Source organism: Aeromonas sp. QDB68 (assembly GCF_027707405.1).
Classification (GTDB): domain Bacteria; phylum Pseudomonadota; class Gammaproteobacteria; order Enterobacterales; family Aeromonadaceae; genus Aeromonas; species Aeromonas caviae.
The window spans coordinates 20,653-34,968 of sequence record NZ_JAPCIQ010000019.1; the positions used below are offsets into that span (position 1 = coordinate 20,653).

Sequence of the window (14,316 nt, forward strand, 5' to 3'; positions counted from 1 at the left end):
CTGGACAGACCGAGGTGGCCGGGTCCACCGCAAGGGAGTGTGGCATGTACTACGGATTTGATATTGGCGGCACCAAGATTGCCTTCGCGGTGTATGACGACGCCCTGACCCTCTGCCATGAAGAGCGGGTGAGCACGCCGGGCAACGACTACCCGGCGCTGCAGCAGCTTGTGCGCGAGCGGGTCGAGGCGGCGGATGCGCGCTTCGGGGTGAAAGGGGCCGTCGGCATCGGGTTTCCGGGGATCCTCAATCGCCTCGACGGGAGCATAGTGGCGGCCAACCTGCCCGCCATCCATGGCCGCCATCTGGGGGCGGATCTGGCCGAACTGCTGGGCCGACCGGTCAAGGTCGACAATGACGCCAACTGTTTCCTCTGGTCGGAAGTGCATCAGGGGGCCGCAGACGGTGCTGGCAGCGCCCTCGGCGTCACCATAGGTACCGGCATCGGCGGCGCCGTCTACCTGGCGGGCAAGCTCATCCAGGGGCGCAACTGGCTGGCGGGGGAGATAGGTCACTACCCGCTGCCCGCCACCATCCTGATGAAATACCCGGATTTGCCCCGTCCCCGCTGTGGCTGCGGGCGCCTGGTCTGTTTCGAAACCTATGCGTCGGGCACGGGCCTGGAGCGGCTATACCACCATGTTCATGGAGAACGGGTGAGCGGCCACCAGATCGTCGCCCGTGCCGATGCCCGTGAGGCGGCGGCCCTCTCGACCATCGACTGCTGGCTCGAGATCATCGCCGCTGGCCTCGCCACCGCCATCTCGGTGATTGATCCCGATGTGGTGGTGCTGGGGGGCGGCCTGAGCGCCCTGCCAGCCCTCTATGAGGAGTTGCCCAAACGTCTGCCCGGCCACCTGCTGCCCGGTGTCGCCCTGCCGGCGATCCGCGAGGCCCGCTTCGGTGGAGCCGGCGGTGTGCGCGGTGCAGCCCTGCTCAATCTGTGAGATCGGACAGAGGGTCTGATCTCCCCGAACAAGGAGTCATCATGACCCGTCTTGAAATCTGTATCGACAACCTCGAATCCCTGTTCACCGCCCAGGCGGCCGGCGCCGATCGCATCGAGCTCTGCTCTGCGCTGGGGCTGGGCGGTCTCACTCCCTCCTATGGTTTCATGCAGCAGGTGGCGCGCCACGCCACCGTCCCCGTCTACGCCATGATCCGTCCACGCGCCGGAGATTTTTGCTTCAACGACGGCGAGTTCGAGATGATGCTCTTGGATATCGCGGCCGCTCGTGCTGCGGGCCTGCAAGGGGTGGTGGTCGGTCTGCTGGATGAAGATGGACGGGTACCCGAAGGCAAGCTCCGGCAACTGGTCGAGGCGGCGGGGCCGCTCGGCGTCACCTTCCACCGGGCCATCGATCTCTCCTCCGACTGGCGGCTGGATCTCGAGACGATCGTCGCGGCAGGTTGCGAGCGCATTCTGAGCTCCGGCCATGCGCCGACCGCGCTGGCGGGGCTCGAAACCCTGCAGGCCATGCACCAGGCGCTGGCGGGTCGCGCCAGCCTGATGCCCGGGGCCGGGGTCAACGCCGACAACGTGCGCACCATCATCGAATTCACCGGCGTCAATGAAGTGCACATGTCCGGCATGGGCTGGCGCGGCGGCATGGTGCCCCATGGTGTGAACATGGGCACTTCGGACGATGGCCGGGTCAACATCACCGACGGCGCCAAGGTCGCAGCGGTGAGGGCACTGCTGGACAGGGCCTGATACAGACCGTGCGGCGCCATGGTGCCTCTATCTGTGACGTCAACATGGGCACCTCGGACGACGGCCGGGTCAACATCACCGACGGCGCCAAGGTCGCGGCGGTGCGGGCTCTGCTGGACAGGGCCTGATACAGACTGTGCGGCGCCATGGTGCCTCTCTCTGTGACGTCAACATGGGCACCTCGGACGATGGCCGGGTCAACATCACCGATGGGGCCAAGGTCGCGGCGGTGAGGGCGTTGCTGGACAGGGCCTGATACAGACTGTGCGGCGGCATGGTGCCCTGTTTTGCTCCCTTCTCCCCTTGCGGGAGAAGGGGCGGGGATGAGGGGGCCGATGTGAGGCGTCTCCCACCGGCGGGCAATTGAGGGGCGTCTTGGCAGCACGGTGCAAAAAAGTCTGTTATCATCCCGTCTCTTTTACCATCAGGACCCGGAGCAACCTCTCAATGTCCCAATACGACTCTATCGAACAGAAGGCCAGCTACGGCATCGGCCGCAACATGGGCGACCAACTGGCTCAGCAAGCCTTCGCCGGTCTGGATATCCCGGCCCTGCAACAAGGTCTGGCTGATGCCCTGAACGGTCTGGAGTTCGCGGTCAGCCGTGACGATATCAACGATGCCTTCCAGGTCATCACCGCCCGTATGCAGGAAGAGCAGGAAGCTGCCGCCAAGGCCGCTGCCGCCGAAGGCGAAGCCTTCCTGGCCGACAACGCCAAGCGCGCCGAAGTGAAGACCACCGACTCTGGTCTGCAATATGAAGTCATGGTCGAAGGCAATGGTGCCGTGCCGGTTGCCGGTCAGTCCGTGCGCGTGCACTACCACGGTACCTTCACCCACGGTGGTGTGTTCGACAGCTCCGTTGCGCGCGGCCAACCGGCCGAGTTCCCAGTGACCGGCGTGATCGCCGGTTGGGTGGAAGCGCTGCAGATGATGCCGGTTGGCTCCAAGTGGAAGCTCTACATTCCGCAGGATCTGGCCTACGGTGCCCGTGGCGCCGGCTCCATCCCGCCGTACTCCGCTCTGGTATTCGAAGTGGAGCTGCTGGACATCCTGTGATCCGGCTGGCGTGATGCAAACGGCGACCCTGAGGTCGCCGTTTGTTTTTGGACCGCCCAAACGGGCCATGTGCCTACGGCGGGGATTTGGATATAGTCAGAGCGTCGTCCATTCCGGCCATGTGAGGGAGACACGCCATGGCAGCCATCATCGAGGTCGTCGATCTCGTCAAGCACTTCCCCGGCGTCAAGGCGGTGGACGGGCTCAGTTTTGCCATTCCCGCCGGCAGCTGCTTCGGCCTGCTCGGCCCGAACGGGGCGGGCAAGACCACGACCATAGAATTGCTGGAGGGGCTCCTCACCCCGGACAGCGGCCAGATCCTGTTTCACGGCGCCCCGCGCGGCCCGGATTATCGCTCCCGCATCGGCATCCAGTTCCAGCACACGGCGCTGCAGGATTTCCTGACGGTGCGCGATACCCTGCGCCTGTTCGCCAGCCTCTACCCCAATCCCTTGCCACGGGAGCTGCTCATCGATCTGTGCGCCTTGGGCGAGTTCATCGACAGGGACAGTCGCAAGCTCTCGGGGGGCCAGCGTCAGCGCCTGCTGCTGGCTCTGGCCCTGCTCGGGGATCCCGAACTGCTGTTTCTGGATGAGCCCACCACAGGACTGGATCCCCGCGCGCCACCACTTCTGGCAGCGAATAGAGGCGATCAAGGCCCAGGGCAAGACGGTGGTGCTCACCACCCACTACATGGACGAAGCGCAGCAGCTGTGCGATCTGATTGCCATCGTCGATCACGGCCACCTGCTCAGTCTGGATACGCCGGCTGCCTTGCTGGCGCAACACTTCGACGGCGTGCTGGTGCGCCTTGGGGGGCACCCGGCCCTGGCTGGGCTCGGCTATCCCCTGCGTCCGGTCGGCGATCAGGTGGAGCTCTGTTGCCCCGACGTGGCGACCCTGTTGCCAGCCTTGCTGGATCTTGGTGTGCCGCTCACCGGCATGCAGGTGCGCTCCCCCAATCTGGAAGATCTCTTCCTGAACCTGACCGGCCACAGCCTGCGGAGCGGCGCATGAGAGGGATGACCGAGTTCTGTCTGACCGTGGCCTCCGGGCTGTGGTACGCCTTGCCGACATGCAATCCCGGGAGTGGACGATGAAGGGATCCCTCAAGCGCATCGGGGCGCTCTTCTATGCCCGCACCCTCGAGTTCGTGCGCGATCGCGCGGCCCTGGTGTGGAACCTGCTTTTCCCGCTCCTGCTGGTCATCGGCTTCTCCCTCATCTTCTCCGGCCCGCCCAAACCGCTGGTGCAGATCGGGGTGGTGGGGGCACTGCCCGCAACCTATGCCCCGCTGCGCGCCGTGCCGCTGCTCAAGATCATCCCCTATGACGAGGCGTCGAGAGGCCAGCTCAAGGTCCGTCACCATCAGCTGGACCTGCTGCTCTCACCCGCCGGGGGGCGTTACTGGATAAATCCGGACGCCCCTCAGGGGGCCATGGCCGAGTATCTGCTGCGCCAGGCGGTGCAGGGGCCCTTGCAAAGAGAGACCCTGAGCGGGCGCGCCATTCGCTACGGCGACTGGCTGCTGCCCGGGGTGATCGGCATGAACCTGATGTTCTCCGGCCTGTTCGGGGTCGGGTTTGTCATCGTGCGTTATCGCAAGAACGGGGTGCTGAAACGGCTGCGAGCCACGCCGCTCGGCGCGCTGGAGTTTCTCTTCGCCCAGTTGCTGTCACGGGTGCTGATCACCCTGGTGGTGAGCCTGCTGGTCTTCTGCGCGGCCTACTGGTTGCTGGATGTGCCCCTCATCGGGTCGGGGTGGCTGCTGCTGGTGATCGCCCTGGCGGGAGGAACGGCCATGGCCTCCCTTGGCCTGCTCATCGCCGCTCGCCTGCAGAACGAGGAGCTGGCGAGCGGTTTGCTCAATCTCATCAGCTTGCCCATGATGTTTTTATCCGGTGTCTGGTTCTCGCTAGAAGGCGCGCCCGCCTGGCTGCAGCAGCTTGCGGCCAGGCTGCCCCTCAGCCAGATCATCGAAGCAGCCCGCGCCGTGATGCTGGAAGGGGCGGGATGGCAGGAGGTGGCAGGCCCTCTGGGCCAGGTCATGGTGTTCGCCCTGGTGTGCATCTCGCTGGGAACCATGCTGTTCAAATGGAGTGCAAAATGAAACCTGTTCTGTGGTTGTTGCTGGTGGCGGCCTTGCCTGTGCAGGCAGGTACCCTGCGTTGCAAGAACGCCTTGCTGACCGAGGGAGACACCACGGCAGAGCTGCTGGTTCGCTGCGGCCAGCCGATGCTCAAGGAAGATCTCACCCGCTTCGAGGAGAACGGCTTCGGGGCGAGAGTGACGGTCAAGTATGCCGAGCGCTGGACCTACAACTTCGGCAAGCGGGAATTCATGCAGTTTGTCACCGTCGAAAACGGCGTCATCACCGACATTGTGGATGGCCCACGGGGAGGATGACCTCCTGGTTTTCTGAAGCCCAGCCTGCGGGAGATAAGGTCGCCACTTCCCCGCCTTTTACCTCTTTTTCTGTTGCTTTCCCCTGCCTGTTATCGCCATTTTTCCATATGGGGTCATGCTGCCTCACTCTGGTGCTTTTGGCATAAAACCGAATCTGATGAGTCAGTTGTCAGCAGAAATGGCTGCCCCAATGCGGTGCAGCCGATTTATTTTCGAAAAATAATCCTCATGCCAAGAAGGGTTTTAAGCAGCAGGCTATTTGGCAAATAAGGGTCTACTTTTGATTCTGAGAGTGCATATTCCCCCGTTTAGATATTTTGTTCTGTTGCACCATGGTTGGGCCGGATTGCACCGATTGACAGGTTTTTCTGCGGCTGGATAAGCTGCCAAAAAGCAGGGAAACGATGGCATCTCGCTAGATTTTGATGCCTGTTCGAATCAAACCACAGGGAAGAGTGACATGAAGCAGATACACAAGGCTGGTATGGTGATGGCGCTGTCGCTGATGGCAGCCAATGCGTGGGCGGACGGTACGCTGGATGCCGTCAAGAAGAAGGGATTCGTGCAGTGCGGGGTCGGTGACGGCCTGCCCGGGTTCTCCAACCCGGATGCCAAGGGAACCTGGACCGGGCTCGACGTGGACGTGTGCCGCGCCGTGGCCGCCGCGGTACTGGGGGACGCCAGCAAGGTCAAGTATGTCTCCCTCACCGCCAAGGAGCGCTTTACCGCCCTGCAGTCCGGGGAAGTGGATCTGCTCTCGCGCAACACCACCTGGACCCTGACCCGGGATGGGTCGCTGGGCCTCACGTTCGCCGGGGTGAACTACTACGACGGGCAGGGGTTCCTGGTCAAGCAGTCCCTCGGGGTCAAGAGCGCCAAGGAGCTTGACGGTGCCGCCGTCTGTATCCAGTCCGGTACCACCACCGAGCTCAACCTGGCCGACTATTTCCGCGCCAATGGCGGCATGAAGTACACCCCAGTGGTGTTCGATACCTCGGATCAGACCGTCAAGGGCTTCGAAGCCGGCCGCTGTGACGTGCTGACCTCGGATCAGTCCCAGCTCTATGCCCTCAAGATCAAGCTCACCAAGCCAGAGGAAGCCGTGGTGCTGCCGGAGGTCATCTCCAAGGAGCCGCTGGGCCCAGCCGTGCGTCAGGGTGACGATCAGTGGTTCAAGGTGGTGCGCTGGAGCCTCAACGCCATGCTCAATGCCGAGGAGGCCGGGGTCACCAGTGCCAACGTGGACGAGATGCTCAAGTCCACCAACCCTGACATCCGTCGCCTGCTGGGGCTGGAAGAGCCCAAAGGGACTGTGCTGGGGCTGGATGACAAATGGGCCTACAACATCGTCAAACAGGTCGGCAACTACGGTGAATCCTTCGATCGCAACGTCGGTGCCGGCTCCCCCCTCAAGATTGATCGCGGCATCAATGCCCTCTGGAACAAGGGCGGTCTGATGTACGCGCCACCCATCCGCTGAGTCGACAGTCACCGGGGGGCCTGGCCCCCCATGTTTTCCCTGGCTTTGTCGGAGTCATCCTCATGGCGTTACACGCATCAAACCATAGGAAAGAACAGGGCCGCTGGTGGTATGACGCCAAGGTGCGGGCGCTGCTCTTCCAGTGCCTGGCCATCGCGGCGGTTATCGGGTTTCTGTTCTACATCGTCAACAATGCCCTGACCAATCTGGCCACCCGTGGCATCACCACAGGCTTTGATTTTCTGGGCAACACGGCCGGTTTCGGCATCTTGCAGAGCCTCATCCCCTACGACGAGACCTACACCTTCGGTCGCACCTTTGTGGTGGGCCTGCTCAACACCCTGCTGGTCTCCGTGCTCGGCATTCTGTTTGCCACCCTGCTCGGGTTCGCACTCGGGGTCGCGCGCCTGTCGCGCAACTGGCTGGTGGCCAAGATAGCGGCCGTCTACATAGAGACGTTTCGCAACATCCCGCTGCTGCTGCAGATCTTCTTCTGGTACTTCTCGGTGCTGCGTACCCTGCCTTCCCCGCGTCAGAGCGTGGATATAGGCGGGCTCGCCTTCCTCAACGTGCGGGGTTTCTATCTGCCCAAGCCCCTGTTCGAAGAGGGATTCGGCTACGTGCTCTGTGCACTGGTGCTCGCGGTGCTGCTGAGCTGGGGGCTGGGCCGCTGGGCTCGCCGCCGTCAGGCCCTGACAGGCAGGATCTTCCCGTTCTGGCGCTGTGTGGCCGCCCTGGTCATGCTGCTCCCGGGCATCACCTTCCTGCTGGCGGGCAGCCCGCTCAGCTGGAGCGTGCCTGCGCTGCAGGGGTTCAACTTCCGGGGCGGGCTGACGGTGCTGCCGGAGCTCGCGGCCCTCTTGCTGGCGCTCACCATCTATACGGCGGCCTTCATCGCCGAGATAGTGCGATCCGGCATCCTGGCCATCAGCAAGGGGCAGACGGAGGCGGCTTCCGCCCTCGGGCTCTCGCCCACCAAGACGCTGCGGCTGGTGATCATTCCCCAGGCCATGCGGGTCATCATTCCTCCCTTGACCAGCCAGTATCTGAACCTCACCAAGAACTCCTCCCTGGCGACCGCCATCGGCTACCCGGATCTGGTCTCGGTGTTCATGGGGACGACTCTCAACCAGACAGGGCAGGCCATCGAGGTCATCGCCATGACCATGGGGGTCTATCTCGTCATCAGTATCACCACCTCGGTGCTGATGAACATCTACAACCGCAGAATGACGCTGGTTGAGCGCTAGGGAGCTGTCATGTTCGTGAATGAATTGCAGGAGGCGCTGCCGCCTCCCAACCACCGTCGGGGGCCGCTCGCCTGGATCAGGCAGAACCTTTTCCCCAACTGGTGGAACGGCCTGCTGACCCTGGTGCTGGCCTATCTGTTGCTGCCACTCATCTGGTCTGCACTGGACTGGGCGCTGTTCTCGGCCACCTGGCAGGGGAGCAGCCGCGAGGCCTGCGTCCAGGGCGGTGCCTGCTGGATCTTCATCGAGAGCCGGCTGGGGCAGTATCTCTATGGCTTCTACCCGGCTGATCAGTACTGGCGCATCAACCTGACCTTCGCCGGTCTGGCGGCGCTGCTGGCCCTGCTCATCTGGCCAAAGACCCCGCGCAAGGGGTGGCTGGCGCTCTTCACCCTGCTGGTGTTCCCTGTCATCGCCTTCTTCCTCATCCATGGGGGAGCGGGGCTGGAGGTGGTGGAAACGAACCGCTGGGGCGGGCTGATGCTCACCCTGGTGCTGGCGGTGGTGGGCATAGTCGTAGCACTGCCGTTCGGCATCCTGCTGGCACTGGGGCGCCGCTCCCACATGCCGGTCATCTCCAGCCTCTGTACCGTCTACATCGAGTTCTGGCGGGCGGTGCCGCTCATTACTGTGCTCTTCATGGCGTCCGTCATGCTGCCACTGTTCATGAGTACCGAGGTGGAGCTCGACAAGCTGCTGCGGGCGCTCATCGGCATCATCCTGTTCCAGGCGGCCTATGTGGCCGAGGTGGTGAGAGGGGGGCTGCAGGCGATCCCCAAGGGGCAATATGAGGCGGGGGATGCCCTCGGGCTCTCCTACTGGAAGGTGATGGGCTTCATCATCATGCCCCAGGCCCTCAAGATCACCATTCCTTCCCTGGTGAACACCTTTATTTCCCTGTTCAAGGACACCAGCCTGGTGCTGATCATCGGGCTGTTCGATCTGCTGGCCATCTCCAAGGTGGCCCTGGCGGATCCGGCCTGGCTGGGGTATTCCACCGAAGCTTATGTCTTTATCGCCATGATCTTCTGGATGTTCTGTTTTGGCATGTCCCGCTACTCCATCTATCTGGAGCGCAAACTCAACACGGGCCACAAGCATTAGGAGTCGTTCTGATATGAAAACGGACGCAGTTGTCGAACTGAAAGAGGTCAACAAGTGGTACGGTGAGTTTCACGTGCTGCGCAACATCAACCTGCAGGTGGGCAGAGGGGAGAAGATCGTCATCTGTGGACCATCGGGGTCGGGCAAGTCCACCATGATCCGCTGCATCAACCGGCTGGAAGAGCACCAGAGCGGAGACATCCTGGTCAAGGGCACGGCCCTGACCTCCGATCTCAAGAACATCGAGACGGTGCGCCGGGAGGTGGGCATGGTGTTCCAGCACTTCAACCTCTTCCCCCATCTGACCGTGCTGGAGAACTGTTGCCTGGCGCCCATCTGGGTCAAGCAGTTGCCGCGCAAGGAGGCCGAGGAGATCGCCATGAACTTCCTGCGCCGGGTGCGGATCCCCGAGCAGGCGCTCAAGTATCCGGGGCAGCTCTCCGGTGGCCAGCAGCAGCGGGTCGCCATCGCCCGCAGTCTGTGCATGAATCCCCAGGTCATGCTGTTTGACGAGCCGACGTCAGCGCTGGATCCCGAGATGGTGCGGGAGGTGCTGGATGTGATGGTGGAGCTGGCCCACGAGGGGATGACCATGCTCTGCGTCACCCACGAGATGGGGTTTGCCAAGCAGGTGGCGGACAGGGTGATCTTCATGGACCGGGGGCAAATCATCGAAGAGAACGTGCCGGATCAGTTCTTTGACAACCCCCAGTCCGATCGGACCAAGCTCTTCCTCTCCCAGATCCTGCAGCACTGAGGCAGGGCACAACCTTCAGAAAAACAGCCCGCACGCTCGAATGAGCGGCGGGCAAATGTGTACATGGAAGTCGACGACAGACAGAAAGGAGTATGTCAGCCCGGCAACAGGGTGGTGGTGCGCAGATCGCGCACGGCCAGGTTGATCTGCCGGGCCAGGCTCAGCGCCTGATGACAGCTCAACGGCTTCACATCGATGATCCCCCCTTGAAACTCAAACCGCCCCAGTGCTTCAACCATGAAACTTCCATGATGGAAGCTCTTGATATATCGAGCAATTCGACGGGGAGACCACTGCTTGAACACCTTCATGGCAAGAGACCCTGTTGTTTGGACAGGGCACACTATGCCGACGGACCGTGACACTGATGTGACACTTGATAAAGATTTGTATGAATCTGTCTTGTGATCGGCTGGCGTGCAGCCCCGGCGTTGAAAAAGTAGTGAGAGTCCGGGTCCGGGGCCCGATATACTGCGGCCATTGCAGACATGACAAAGGTGCCGCACGTGGAGTGGGTGGACATAGTAGACGAGCAGGACAGGGTGATCGGGGTGGCCGAGCGCGCCAGGGTGCGTCAGGAAAACCTGCGCCATCGTGCCAGCTACATCCTGGTGCTGGATGAGGCTGAGCGCATCCTGGTGCAGCGGCGCACCCCGAGCAAGGATTTTTGCCCCGGCATGCTGGATGCCTGCGCCGGTGGCGTGGTGACCACGGGGGAGGCCATGGCCCTTTCCGCCCGGCGAGAGCTGGCCGAGGAGCTGGGGATCCGCGACGTGCCCCTGCAGGATTACGGCACCTTCTATGCCGAAGGGGAGGCGAGCTGCAGCCGCTACCGGGTCTGGGGCGGCCTGTTCAGTTGTCACTATCAGGGGCCGCTGCAACTGCAGGCCGAAGAGGTGAGCGAGGTGCACTGGATGAGCCTGGGCGAGATAGCCGATCGGGCGGACGAGTTCACGCCTGACTCCCTGCTCGCCATCGCCACCTGGCAGGCAAGGCGCCTGCCATCAGGCCAGAAATAGGGGCGACAGGCGTTCGCTCCCCGATCGCTTGGTTGCTGCTCGATGGACCCCTTCGCCTTCTGGTGGAATGGGGTAGACTGGGCCTCTTTGAACCACAGAAGGATGCGTCATCATGATCACGGTCGGTCAATCCCTGCCCGCAGGGGAATTTACCTTTATCACCGCCGAGGGCAAGCAGGTGAAGGATACCCAGGCCCTGTTTGCCGACAAGCGGGTGGTGCTCTTTGCGGTGCCCGGCGCCTTCACCCCCACCTGCTCCAACGCTCACCTGCCGGGCTACGTGGTGCTGGCCGATCAGTTCAAGGCCAAGGGGGTGGAACTGTGCTGTCTGTCGGTCAACGACGCCTTCGTGATGAAGGCGTGGCAAGAGGCCCAGAACGCCTCTGCCATCACCATGATGGCGGACGGTGACGGCAGCTGGACCCGGGCACTGGGTCTGGCCAAGGAGACCGGCGCCTTCGGCGGCGTGCGGGCCCAGCGTTTTGCCCTCATCGCCAACGACGGTGTGGTGGAGCGGCTCTTCGTGGAGGCGCCAGGCAAGTTCGAGGTGTCGGATGCCCAGAGCCTGCTGGCGGCGCTGTGAAAGATTAATCGGCGTTTGATTACACCTTGAAATAGCAAGCGACCCCGTTACACTGAGGCCGCGTTTGGATGGAGCCAGGCAACTTGCCTGGCTCTCGTGTTTGCCGTGGATGAGATAGAACAATATGACCCTGGCTTTTGTTGCCCTGATTGCCGGACTGGCGTTGCTGGTCTGGAGTGCCGACAAGTTCGTGGACGGCGCCGCCGCCACCGCCCGTTACGCCGGTATGCCGCCGCTGCTGATCGGCATGGTGATCATCGGTTTTGGTACCTCGGCCCCCGAGATGGTGGTCTCCGCGCTGGCGGCCTCCCAGGGCAATCCCGGGCTCGCGCTCGGCAATGCCTATGGCTCCAACATCACCAATATTGCCCTGATCCTGGGTCTGACCGCCCTGATCAGCCCCATTGCCGTCGCCTCCCAGGTGGTGCGCAAGGAGATCCCCATCCTGCTCGGCATCACCCTGCTCTCCGGCGCCCTGCTCATCGATGGCAATCTGGGCCGGATGGATGCCGCCATTCTGGGGGCTGTGTTCGCAGTGCTGATGGGCTGGTCCATCTGGGCCGGCATGAACGGCAAGGGGGATGCGCTGGATACTGATACTGAGGAGGACATCGTCTCCGAGGGCATGTCTCTCAAGAGCGCCATCCTCTGGCTCATCGTCGGCCTGGTGCTGCTGATCGGGGCTTCCCGTCTGCTGGTGTGGGGGGCGGTGACCATCGCCCAGGGCTTTGGCATCAGCGATCTGGTGATTGGCCTGACCATAGTTGCGGTGGGGACCTCCCTGCCGGAGCTGGCATCGTCCCTCATCGCCATTCGCAAGAACGAGCACGATCTGGCCCTTGGCAACGTGCTGGGTTCCAACCTGTTCAACACCCTGGCCGTGGTGGGCATCGCCGCCGGCATCCACCCGCTCGAGGTGGCGCCCGAAGTGCTTTCCCGCGACTGGAGCATCATGATGGGGCTGACCCTGTTGCTGCTGGTGATGTGTCTGGGCCGCAAGGGGCAGGGGCGCATCAACCGGCTGGAGGGGGGCGTGCTGCTCGCCTGCTTCGTCGCCTACACCGGCTGGCTGCTGACGAGCCAGTTCATCTAGTCTGGTGATGAAATGAAAGAGGGGACGCCGCGGCGTCCCCTCTTTTTTGTGCGCGGGTCCTGGTCTCAGGCCACGGCAACCAGCTTCTGCTTCTGGGCGCTGTCCAGGATCAGGATGCTCGCCTTGGGGAAGAAGTTGAAGGTGGAGGCGGAGGCCCAGGTGTAGGCCCCCATCACCCGACCCACCACCAGCTCGCCGATCTCGAGATCCGGCAGCATGATGCTGTCGCGGATGACGTCCACGCTGTCGCAGGTGGGGCCGGAGAGCACCGCATTGTGCAGTTCGCCGTGGGCATAGGGCGTGCTCACCGGGTAGGTAACGTGGTCGTAGAGCTGGCCGTTGTAGCTGCCGTAGAGACCGTCATCCAGGTAGTACCAGATCTTGTCGCCGCGGTGGGCCTTGCCCATCACGCTGGAAACCGAGGTCATGGCCGGCGCGCTGATGAAGCGGCCCGGCTCGGCAATCTTCTGCACCGTGGCGGGCAGCTTGGCCAGGGCCTCGCGGATCGGGGCGCAGAAACCGTCGATGTCGAACTCGCCGCCGTCATAGTCCACCGGAAAGCCGCCGCCGATGTCCAGCACCCAGGGCTTGAGCCCTAGCTCCCAGGCCTGCTCCATGATCTCGCGGCAGGCGTCGATGGCCTGCACGTGGCGACGGGCATGGGGCACCTGGGAGCCGACGTGGAATGACAGCCCCATCACCTTGATCCCCTTGGCCTGGGCCAGTTGCAGCAACGGCAGTGCCTGCTCCGGGGTGCAGCCGAACTTCTTGGAAAGATCGACCTTGGTCTCGGGGTTCGGGAAGCTGACCCGCAGCAGCAGTTTCACCTCGTCCTTGTAGGGCAGGAATTTCTCCAGCTCCAGCGGGTTGTCATAGACAAACACGGTGCAGCCGAATTCCAGGGCATAACGGATGTCGCTGTCGCGCTTGATGGGATGGGTATGGATGCAGCGCCCCGGGCGAACCCCTTGGCTGCGCACCAGATCCACTTCGCCATTGGTGGCCAGATCGAAACAGGCCCCCTCTTCCTTCAAGACAGAGACCACCGCCTCGTGGGGCAGGGGCTTGAGTGCATAATGCAAGCGCACATCGGGCAGGGCGGCCGCCAGGGCCCGATACTGTTTGCGGACGGCTGCCTTGTCGAGCAGCAGCAGGGGGGAGCCGAATTGTTCAACCAACTGACGGTAATCTTGTGCGACCAGGGTCTCGTTCATTCTCTTTTGAAAATCCTTAGGGGGCGTGATATGCCCAAGCCATATGCGATTGAACCGGCGACGGCCGGCTCAGGCGAGCGGTCCGGAGGGACCAACCAGGCACATTGCATAACTCCCTTGCGAAGTGCTTAGTTATGCGCGGGATTATCGGCTTATTGAGTTTGTGTGCAAGCATTTTGATTGGATATGTTGGCAAGTTTTTCTGGTCGAGACGAAACAGGCTCTTGATACGGGGAGCGTTCAGGGCCGTGATGGGGATCGCCCCCGAAGGGAGCTTGATAAGCTGTTGATAGTTAACGAACTAATAACATCAGGCCTGGGTGTTGCGGCCATGTAAAAAGGGGGCGCCGGGGCCAGGGAGTGCGAGACAGCTCACAGTTTTTGGATTACCATGCCCGCTTCCTAATCCAAACTAGTTCGGATGAAGGTAGCAGGAGAGCGATGGGCAACCATCCACCGAAGAAGTGAATCTTTCAGGTACCGGGCAACCGGTGTGGACTGCTACTGGACGATACTCTGGAGAGACCCGTTAGATCGGGCGCCGAAGGAGCAAGGCACCACGATTGCATCGCAATCTGGCGCCGGAAACTCTCAGGCAAAAGGACAGAGGGGATGGGATGGTTGTACCTGAGCTTGG

General features: G+C 62.5%; 15 protein-coding genes, 2 pseudogenes and 1 riboswitch. Of the genes and pseudogenes, 15 read left to right on the plus strand and 2 right to left on the minus strand.

Annotated elements, in window-relative coordinates; genetic code table 11:
- The first annotated feature begins 44 nt into the window (after window positions 1-44).
- From PG892_RS08400 to PG892_RS08455, 12 genes and pseudogenes are all read left to right on the plus strand, one after another.
- Window positions 45-947 (plus strand): ROK family protein, encoded by a 903-nt coding sequence (locus tag PG892_RS08400; RefSeq protein ID WP_010673476.1) that lies wholly within the window; start codon window positions 45-47, stop codon window positions 945-947.
- Between the two features lie 41 nt (window positions 948-988).
- The gene (locus PG892_RS08405) at window positions 989-1,714 is read left to right on the plus strand and encodes a copper homeostasis protein CutC (RefSeq protein WP_052816142.1); all 726 of its coding nucleotides are present in this window, start codon (window positions 989-991) and stop codon (window positions 1,712-1,714) included.
- An 8-nt stretch (window positions 1,715-1,722) separates the two neighbouring features.
- Entirely contained in the window at window positions 1,723-1,842 is a 120-nt protein-coding gene (locus tag PG892_RS08410) for a copper homeostasis protein CutC (RefSeq protein ID WP_080990051.1), read from the plus strand.
- A gap of 38 nt (window positions 1,843-1,880) precedes the next feature.
- Window positions 1,881-1,970: pseudogene (locus PG892_RS08415) on the plus strand (copper homeostasis protein CutC); the annotation flags it as partial.
- 191 nt (window positions 1,971-2,161) lie between these two features.
- Window positions 2,162-2,773, plus strand: a complete 612-nt coding sequence (locus PG892_RS08420; RefSeq protein ID WP_010673478.1) for an FKBP-type peptidyl-prolyl cis-trans isomerase — start codon at window positions 2,162-2,164, stop codon at window positions 2,771-2,773.
- Between the two features lie 137 nt (window positions 2,774-2,910).
- Window positions 2,911-3,790 (plus strand): annotated as a pseudogene (locus PG892_RS08425) (ABC transporter ATP-binding protein).
- Between the two features lie 79 nt (window positions 3,791-3,869).
- Window positions 3,870-4,883 carry an ABC transporter permease gene (locus PG892_RS08430; protein ID WP_103857888.1) on the plus strand — a complete coding sequence of 338 codons (1,014 nt, stop codon included), beginning with the start codon at window positions 3,870-3,872 and terminating at the stop codon, window positions 4,881-4,883.
- Entirely contained in the window at window positions 4,868-5,179 is a 312-nt protein-coding gene (locus PG892_RS08435; protein ID WP_161469726.1) for a DUF2845 domain-containing protein, read from the plus strand. The genes PG892_RS08430 and PG892_RS08435 overlap by 16 nt, the downstream gene beginning before the upstream one ends.
- A gap of 460 nt (window positions 5,180-5,639) precedes the next feature.
- Entirely contained in the window at window positions 5,640-6,659 is a 1,020-nt protein-coding gene (locus tag PG892_RS08440) for an amino acid ABC transporter substrate-binding protein (protein ID WP_010673482.1), read from the plus strand.
- A 62-nt stretch (window positions 6,660-6,721) separates the two neighbouring features.
- Window positions 6,722-7,909 (plus strand): amino acid ABC transporter permease, encoded by a 1,188-nt coding sequence (locus PG892_RS08445; protein WP_223937699.1) that lies wholly within the window; start codon window positions 6,722-6,724, stop codon window positions 7,907-7,909.
- Between the two features lie 9 nt (window positions 7,910-7,918).
- Window positions 7,919-9,013: an amino acid ABC transporter permease gene (locus PG892_RS08450; protein WP_103857885.1), complete on the plus strand. Its 1,095-nt coding sequence runs from the start codon at window positions 7,919-7,921 to the stop codon at window positions 9,011-9,013.
- A gap of 13 nt (window positions 9,014-9,026) precedes the next feature.
- Complete coding sequence (locus PG892_RS08455; RefSeq protein ID WP_010673485.1) at window positions 9,027-9,770, plus strand: amino acid ABC transporter ATP-binding protein; 744 nt, start codon at window positions 9,027-9,029, stop codon at window positions 9,768-9,770.
- A 95-nt stretch (window positions 9,771-9,865) separates the two neighbouring features.
- On the opposite strand, the gene PG892_RS08460 is transcribed toward PG892_RS08455, so the two are convergent.
- Complete coding sequence (locus PG892_RS08460) at window positions 9,866-10,081, minus strand: DUF1107 family protein (protein WP_010673486.1); 216 nt, start codon at window positions 10,079-10,081, stop codon at window positions 9,866-9,868.
- Between the two features lie 177 nt (window positions 10,082-10,258).
- Between PG892_RS08460 and yfcD the strand changes: the two genes are divergently transcribed.
- From yfcD to PG892_RS08475, 3 genes are all read left to right on the plus strand, one after another.
- A complete protein-coding gene (gene yfcD, locus PG892_RS08465) occupies window positions 10,259-10,789 on the plus strand; it encodes an NUDIX hydrolase YfcD (protein WP_080990053.1) in 531 nt (176 codons plus the stop codon).
- Window positions 10,790-10,901: 112 nt separating this feature from the next.
- Entirely contained in the window at window positions 10,902-11,372 is a 471-nt protein-coding gene (locus PG892_RS08470) for a peroxiredoxin (RefSeq protein WP_052816154.1), read from the plus strand.
- Between the two features lie 124 nt (window positions 11,373-11,496).
- Entirely contained in the window at window positions 11,497-12,465 is a 969-nt protein-coding gene (locus PG892_RS08475) for a calcium/sodium antiporter (RefSeq protein WP_010673489.1), read from the plus strand.
- 65 nt (window positions 12,466-12,530) lie between these two features.
- Here the strand turns inward: PG892_RS08475 and PG892_RS08480 are convergent, their stop codons facing one another.
- On the minus strand, window positions 12,531-13,679 hold the full coding sequence (locus PG892_RS08480) for a type III PLP-dependent enzyme (RefSeq protein ID WP_010673490.1): 1,149 nt from the start codon (window positions 13,677-13,679) through the stop codon (window positions 12,531-12,533).
- Window positions 13,680-14,185: 506 nt separating this feature from the next.
- Window positions 14,186-14,296: riboswitch (glycine riboswitch) on the plus strand.
- Window positions 14,297-14,316 lie beyond the last annotated feature (20 nt).